Origin of the sequence: Streptomyces sp. L-9-10, from assembly GCF_004151105.1 — a bacterium.
Classification (GTDB): domain Bacteria; phylum Actinomycetota; class Actinomycetes; order Streptomycetales; family Streptomycetaceae; genus Streptomyces.
On the sequence record NZ_PHRF01000091.1, the window covers coordinates 2,124 to 2,970 of the forward strand.

The window sequence follows — 847 nt, forward strand, 5'->3', positions numbered from 1 at the left end:
TGTGTTGCCGTTGTCGGCGTTGGGTGTGGATGAGCCGCAGGTGGTTGTGCGGGGTGGTGAGGTGCTGGCGGGTCGTCTGGTGCGTGCGGTGGTGGGGGATCGTGCGGCGGCGGGTCCGGTGTGGGATGGTGCGGGGAGTGTGCTGATCACAGGTGGTACGGGTGGTCTGGGTGCGGTCGTGGCGCGGCATCTGGTGGCGGAGCACGGGGTGCGCCGGCTGCTGCTGGTCAGCCGCCGCGGCCTGGGCGCCGAGGGTGCGGAAGCACTGACTGATGAACTGACGGAGCGCGGCGCCGAGGTGTCGATCGAGGCCTGCGATGTCGCGGACCGTGATGCTCTCGCCGAGCTGCTGACGCGTCACACGGTGTCCGCTGTGGTGCATGCGGCGGGTGTGCTCGATGACGGTGTGGTCGGTTCACTGACGCCGGAGCGGCTGGACAAGGTGCTGCGGCCGAAGGCCGACGCCGCCTGGAACCTGCACGAGCTGACGCTCGGTCAAGATCTCTCCGCCTTCGTCGTGTTCTCGTCCATTGCCGCCTTGTTCGGGAGTGCGGGGCAGGGTAATTACGCGGCGGGTAACGCGTTTTTGGATGCGTTGGTGGAGCGTCGGCGGGCTGAGGGTCTGCCGGGTGTGTCGTTGGCGTGGGGTCCGTGGGATCAGTCGGGTGGGATGACGGGGACGTTGTCGGCGGCGGACGCGGAGCGGATGGCTCGTGCGGGTGTGCCGGCGTTGTCGGTGGAGTTGGGTGTGGCGTTGTTCGACGCGGCTTTGTCTGCGGGGGATGCGGTGGTGGCTCCGGTGCGGCTGGATCTGCCGGTGTTGCGTGGGCGGGGTGAGGTTGCGCCG

Annotated in this window: 1 protein-coding gene; it reads left to right on the plus strand. The window is 68.9% G+C overall.

Translation table 11 applies throughout. The features are described from left to right. On the plus strand, nucleotides 1–847 hold an 847-nt coding region (locus CU044_RS39690), incomplete at both ends, for a beta-ketoacyl reductase (RefSeq protein ID WP_275670209.1).